Origin of the sequence: Mycobacterium pseudokansasii (assembly GCF_900566075.1) — a bacterium.
Lineage (GTDB): Bacteria > Actinomycetota > Actinomycetes > Mycobacteriales > Mycobacteriaceae > Mycobacterium > Mycobacterium pseudokansasii.
In genome coordinates, this window is record NZ_UPHU01000001.1 from 1,973,237 (window position 1) to 1,978,936 (window position 5,700).

At 61.3% G+C, this 5,700-nt stretch carries 5 protein-coding genes; all 5 read right to left on the reverse strand.

What is annotated here, in order from left to right; all coding sequences use genetic code 11:
• Positions 1-99 precede the first annotated feature (99 nt).
• Positions 100-822, reverse strand: a complete 723-nt coding sequence (locus tag EET10_RS09030) for a rhamnosyl O-methyltransferase (protein ID WP_423793620.1) — start codon at positions 820-822, stop codon at positions 100-102.
• 880 nt (positions 823-1,702) lie between these two features.
• Entirely contained in the window at positions 1,703-2,962 is a 1,260-nt protein-coding gene (locus tag EET10_RS09040) for a phthiocerol/phthiodiolone dimycocerosyl transferase (protein ID WP_099188191.1), read from the reverse strand.
• Positions 2,963-3,009: 47 nt separating this feature from the next.
• Entirely contained in the window at positions 3,010-3,840 is an 831-nt protein-coding gene (locus EET10_RS09045; protein WP_063468089.1) for an ABC transporter permease, read from the reverse strand.
• Positions 3,837-4,703, reverse strand: a complete 867-nt coding sequence (locus EET10_RS09050; RefSeq protein WP_063468088.1) for an ABC-2 transporter permease — start codon at positions 4,701-4,703, stop codon at positions 3,837-3,839. The genes EET10_RS09045 and EET10_RS09050 overlap by 4 nt, the downstream gene beginning before the upstream one ends.
• Positions 4,700-5,689 carry an ATP-binding cassette domain-containing protein gene (locus EET10_RS09055; protein WP_036405969.1) on the reverse strand — a complete coding sequence of 330 codons (990 nt, stop codon included), beginning with the start codon at positions 5,687-5,689 and terminating at the stop codon, positions 4,700-4,702. Before EET10_RS09055 ends, EET10_RS09050 begins: the two co-directional genes overlap by 4 nt.
• Between the last annotated feature and the right edge of the window lie 11 nt (positions 5,690-5,700).

Below are 5,700 nucleotides of genomic sequence, written 5' to 3' on the forward strand. Positions count from 1 at the left end.
CATCCGCGGCCGAACCGATCAGCCGCCGCGCGGGTCGCTCGCTTGCCCGACTCCTGCCGCGCATCCGGCCCGGTTATCCAATTCTGGTTGGCTGACGGCTCAGTTGCGGATCAAGAACCCGTTAGGAGCAGATGTCCAGCCGAACTTGTTCTCCCGCGCCACGTCATGCTTGTAATCGTTTGGGAATTCACGCTCGTAAGCCTCGATGGCCTCATATGGGCCGGGTCCGAATCCCGGGAGGACGGGATGCCCGTTGATGTCGGAGTCTTCGACTACCAGGTAGTCGCCGGAGGAGAGTAGGGGCCGCAGCAGTTTCATCTCGGCCAGTACGTGATCCATGGAGTGGTCGCTGTCCAGGATGGCGAAGATACTGCCGCGGTAATCGCCTTTGAGTCGTTCGATGTGCTCGGCGACGGCTGGGACAGTGGATGAGGACTCAATGAACAGAATGTCAGGATCCTGCAGGGCCATTGGATCGAGGGCCTTGTGTGAGATGTCCACGGAAACCACCTTGAACGGTTGGCCGGTGTGTCTCATGACGTTCGCGAAGAACAGTGCCGAACCGCCGTAGCGGCTGCCGAACTCGATGACCAGCGAGGGCTTCAAGTCGAACAGGATCTCCTGGTAATTCCACATATCGCTCACGGACTTCCAGCATTGGACGCCCAACCACGTAGTCTGATTCCACACCAAGTTGCTGTAGTACCACTTATGGTATTCTTCCGCCGCCGAGCCGGTCGGTCGGTAAATCAGTTGGGCCACAGCGCTCGTGAGCTTCCGCAAAACGTCCATCAGTCGCATGAATGCGTCCGCCACGTCCATCCTGTCATCTCCTCACTAGCCAGTCCGTAGTTATTGAAGTATTGGCCATTTGGCCAGTCGCTGAACGGAACCGATGGTGTCAGCGCGGACTCGAGTATGGCCGTGGCGATCCTCAGTCCCGCATGTTGTCAACCTAGTTGGCTCCGTGGGTTGCCTCTCTCCGGCTCAGTACCAGGTCAGCGTGACCCGGCCCACCGGCTCAACATGTTGTGAGGCGGCCACTGCACCGCAGGATCGTAGCAGATGCCCGCATTCGTTGGTACGACGATTGGCGGTAAATTCGGGCTAATGCGATTGGCGTTGGCCCTTTTCCAAGTTGGCGAACACGCCCGTCCTGTAAATGAAACTGAGCTTTCTTCTGATCATCGTCCCGGTGGAGAATCCGCGGAAAGCGTCGGTGTGATGTCGCGCGCTGAACGCCGTTATGGCGCGCCCGACTTTTTGGCACACCAGACAAGGTTCCAAGGATGTTGCGATGCAGGGCATCCATTCGCCGGTGGAGCCGTGGTGGTCGGAGAACACCTCCTCCAGCCCGACGAGGTACGCCGGGGCGGATCGACTCGATCGGTCCGTCCATCGGGTGTTTGCCGGCCGCCGTTGACAGAAAGTGGGCCGCAATGATCTTCGCGACGACCGTCTCCTCCTCACTCAGCTCGACACCATCGCCGCCGGCAGCATCACCGCGTCCGCCGATCTCCTGTGTCCGACTGGCAAAGAGTTGGTCGACAAATCCTCGGACTGGCCCAATGAAGCAGATCAAGCGCTGAACCGACGTGGTCGGCAAACCGGTTATCCGGCAACGCCGGCGCTACCCGCATCACCCACGCGATGCCAGCCCCCAGCCTGGTTGGCGAATTGCTCTGCAGCGGTTGACATCCGGTTATTCCATGACCCAGCCATACTCGGAGGGAACAGTGCACAGCATGGAACGTATCATCTCGAGGGACTTTTCCGGTTCCGCTAGGTGCCCATGATGCTCGATGATCAGTTGCCCATCGTAGACGCCACAGGAATACAGATCGAGAGGCACGCTAATGGAGCAATAGAACTGGCCCCGAATGTCTTTCAGCTCAAGACCCGGCGGTGTGCGCATGGTTGGGAACGCGGTGGCGTCAGTGCAGAAGACAAGTGGCGGCAGCCCGGCCGGAGTCCCTTCGAATGCTGTGCCGAAGTGGAGCCCCGACTGCTGGATCACACCATTGGCCAAATCAGCGCGCAGGGTGGCAACGATATCGCTTGCGAGATCTACGATGTCGGTATCCGGCCTGATCTCTGCAAGGTAGGAGGCCGCCCCGAGCAGGTTGGTGCTTTCGGTCGGAGCCACCGGCGGCGCAAGAAGATACCGTAAGTCGACGGGGTAGACGTAGGGAATCGGTACGTGCGGCGTATTGCGGAGTTGCCACTCGGTCAGCAGGATCGCCGCCGCGACCACGGCGTTGATACTGAGTCGATGCTCACGGCCGAACGCCACCAGGTCCGACGTCTCGAGCTTGGAGAGCAGCAGCCTGGTGACTGGAACAGCTTGGGGCGATCCAGGATCGGCGACGACAGCCGCCTTGGTGGTGTCAGGGAGCTCATAGGCGAACATCACCGGCATGAAACGCTCGGCTCCCGATAGCCCCTGCTTCTTGACGCCCCGCTGTTCGAGCAGGATCTCCATGGGCAGCGGCGCGGACTGCGGGATTATCGGACCCGGATCACCAGTCGTTACCGCGTCGGTGTACCGGGAGAACAGCTCGTCGACGAGAGCGGCCCCGTGGTGACCGTCGGCCATGCTGTGATGGACATATAGCGTCAGCTCGGCCCCGCCCTCGTTGAGCGTCAGCCGCGAATCCATCAAGGACACGCTCTGGTCGAGCCGGACTTGCGAGTCTCTCGAAGACGCCCCGTTGGTGCCGTCGACTACACAGATCCCGGAGTGCAGCATGTCGTCGGCAACCAGATTCCAACCGCCATCGGGACTTGGCTCGAGGTGGCCCGCCAAGACCGGGTGGGCCTCGAGGAGGGCATCGAAAGCATCCGACAGCGCGTCGACATCGACAGCGCCGCGCAGCTGGATTGTCATCGAAGTGAAAACTTCGTATTGCGCGAAGATTTCCTCACTGTGTGACAGCTTTCGAATCACGGATCCGGAAAACACCTCGAGACCCCCTACTGGTCATTGCATGCCGGCCAGCGCATGCTCGGTCAGTGCGTGCTGGCCCGTCGATAGCCGATGGCCATGGGTACCGCGCATGCGACGCAAATGCCTATGGTCCACAACAGCATCCCGATCATTGGAGATAGGACCGGACCGCCCATCGCATATCCGCGCATCGCCGCGATGGCAAAGCTCACTGGCTGATGGGCGACGACCGGCTGAATCCAGCTTGGATATGAATTGAGCGGTACCAGACCGGTGGAGAAGAAAATGGCGATTGCTTGGACCAGCTCGACGCCTTCAACCACTACTGTCTGCGCGGTGTAGAGCGCGACAGTGGTGACGATGGCGGCGATTGCGATGCCAAGTATCACCGGGACACTCACCCACATGAGGCTTGGGATCACGCCCTGCCGAAACCGGAAACCCAAGACAACGCCCGTGCCCAGCATCACGAGTGTGGTGAACAGAGTCCGGATCGCGTTTGCCAGAATTCGAGCGATCAGGCCCGATGCCCGGTGCACCGGCAGCACCCACAATCGGGAAAGCAAGCCCATGGAGCGCTCGCGCATCAGGTCTATCGCGACGAATGTTGAGCCGGTGATCGCGGCACCGATCGCAATGAGCGGAACAATGCTGTAGAGCCCGCTGTCGTGGGTCACCGCGTAAGCCAGGTTACCGAGCACGATGTTCAACACCACCATGAACAGAATCGGCAACACGATCGCTCCGACGACGGTGACATAGTCACGGGCCCACCGAATGAGTAACCGTTTGGTCTGCAACAGAGTTTGCCCAATGAGCAGGCGAACAGAGTTCTCCGGGTCCTGCGAGCGCGCCGGCGCGAGCCCGACGTCCTGAGTTGTTATGGGCATCATCGCCGCCTGGACAAAACGACGACGGACATGGGCACCAAGAACAGCGTGAAACCGACGATCCACGCCAACGTCGGCGCCATGACAGGCCATGTCACCGGTAAGACTCTCTTGGTGGTATCACCGGCCAGCGCCCGCATCGCCTCAACGAATTGGGAGATCGGTTGGTTGCGGACAAACGGGTGGATCCACCGGGGAAACAGCCGCAACGGCATGAGGCCGACCGACAATAATCCGAAGATCAAAATGGGCAAGGTCAGCAGGGGCAGCATGGCGTCGGGGTTCTTGGTAACGGTGCCAAGCAGGTCAGCGCCGAACGACAGCACGGCCCCGATCGCCAGCACCAATACGCAAAAGCCGACGATATAGAGGGCCCCGCGGTGGAACCGGAATCCGATCACGTAGCCGCACACCAGCGATACCGCCAAACCGATCGAGCACCGGTACACCGAGACCGTCGCGCGGGCAAGCACCGGCGTCACCGGGGCGATCGGCATCGAGCTAAACCGTCTATTGACACCCAGCAGCGAGTCGGTTGCCGCCCGGAAGCCCGACCCGATGGCGGCGAACGAGATGGCCTGCAGTGTGACCAATGGCGTGATGTATTGCCCTAGGTTACTGGCGACGCCGGAGCTTGCACCCCCGACGAAGTGGTTCCACGGTATGGCGAAGGGTATATAGAAGCCCACCATGAAAACCACCGGCGCGCCGGCGGTGGTGAATAGCTCGCCGATGCTCGTGCGCAAGAACAAGCGGCTGATCAGCACCCGCCATTGCCTAAGCGTCGACTGGTTTAGCTTCTCCACGGTCGGGCTGAACCCCAAGACGGTCGGCGCTGGGGTTGGAACTGTGGCCGCGGCGCTCATCGCATGCCCGCCGAAGCCAGATGACTCAGCGACTCGCTGGGATCGGTTGTCATGGAAAGGAATACGTCATCGAGCGACGGCCGGCGTAGCGCGATGTCGGCCAGCTCGATGTTCGCCTCGTCGATCCGGCGCGCGGCCTCGATCAAGGTGTGGGTGCCGCCTGGTGCCGGCATGGTGATCCGGTCCGACTCGGGTGTCAGAATGGCCCTGCTCTGCTCGGGCAACAGTGAACCGAGCGCAGCGACGATAGCGTTCAGGTCCTTGAGGTCTCGCGGCACGATTTCGCAGAATATGTCGCCGGCACGGTGCTTGAGCTCATTCGCGGTGCCCTCCGCGATGATCGTGCCGTGGTCGATCAAAATGATCCGGTCGCTGAGCGCGTCGGCCTCCTCGAGATACTGCGTCGTCAACAAGGTGGCGACACCGAGCTTCTTGAAGCTGGCCACCAGGTCCCAAATAGCTTGCCGGCTTCTGGGGTCCAGCCCTGTGGTGGGCTCGTCGAGGAAAGCCACTTGCGGCTGAACCACCAATCCGCACGCGATGTCTATGCGCCGACGCATCCCGCCCGAATAGGTGCTCACCCGCCGCTTCGCGGCGTGCATGAGCCCAAATTGCTCGAGCAGTTCCTGCGACCTGCGACGTGCCGCGGACTTGCTCAGCCCGTATAGGCGACCGAACAACACCAGGTTCTGCTCACCGGTCAGCGCGTCGTCGACGGCCACCTGCTGTCCGGTGACCATGATCGAGCGGCGCACGCCGGCCGGATCGGAAACGACGTCGTGGCCGGCGACGGTCGCCGAGCCGCCATCCGGCCGGGTCAGCGTCGACAAGATGTCCACCATGGTGGTCTTGCCGGCTCCGTTGGGACCGAGCAGCCCGATCACTTCGCCGCGGCCCACTTCGAAACTGACGTCATCGAGGGCCACTACCGTGCCGAACGCCTTGTGAATCCCGCGGACCACTACTGCCATGTCGTTGTTGCGCATTCCGATCCTCC

Coding starts and splice junctions, on each gene's coding strand:
- EET10_RS09050 (WP_063468088.1), bottom strand. CDS start 4,703: ATGAGCGCCGCGGCCACAGTTCCAACCCCAGCGCCGACCGTCTTGGGG.
- EET10_RS09055 (WP_036405969.1), bottom strand. CDS start 5,689: ATGCGCAACAACGACATGGCAGTAGTGGTCCGCGGGATTCACAAGGCG.
- EET10_RS09030 (WP_423793620.1), bottom strand. CDS start 822: ATGGACGTGGCGGACGCATTCATGCGACTGATGGACGTTTTGCGGAAG.
- EET10_RS09045 (WP_063468089.1), bottom strand. CDS start 3,840: ATGATGCCCATAACAACTCAGGACGTCGGGCTCGCGCCGGCGCGCTCG.